Below are 330 nucleotides of genomic sequence, written 5' to 3' on the forward strand. Positions count from 1 at the left end.
ATGACAATGCATACTCACCAGTCACATCCCGATATCGTCAAGCGCCTGAACCGCGCTCGGGGGCACCTTTCGAGTGTGACCCAGATGGTAGAGGATGGACGCCACTGTCTGGACATCGCTCAACAACTCCATGCGGTAGAAAAAGCCATTCAGCAAGCTAAACGCACCTTAGTGCTGGATCACATCGACCACTGCCTAGACGAAGCCCTGGGTACTCAGAATCAAACGCAACGGGCACGGGCTGAAGAGTTCAAGACGATTGCACGCTACCTGTAAGCGCTTTTAGGCACCCCTCATTTGAGGAAGTTCTATGCTCGATGTACTCGCCCA

At 53.3% G+C, this 330-nt stretch carries 1 protein-coding gene; it reads left to right on the forward strand.

Features of this window, described 5'->3' with window-relative positions:
* Window positions 1-276, forward strand: a 276-nt coding sequence (locus CXF87_RS12495; protein WP_008957440.1) for a metal-sensing transcriptional repressor, incomplete at its 5' end; no start/stop codon positions are given.
* Between the last annotated feature and the right edge of the window lie 54 nt (window positions 277-330).

Origin of the sequence: Halomonas sp. MES3-P3E, assembly GCF_002836035.1 — a bacterium.
Classification (GTDB): domain Bacteria; phylum Pseudomonadota; class Gammaproteobacteria; order Pseudomonadales; family Halomonadaceae; genus Vreelandella; species Vreelandella arctica.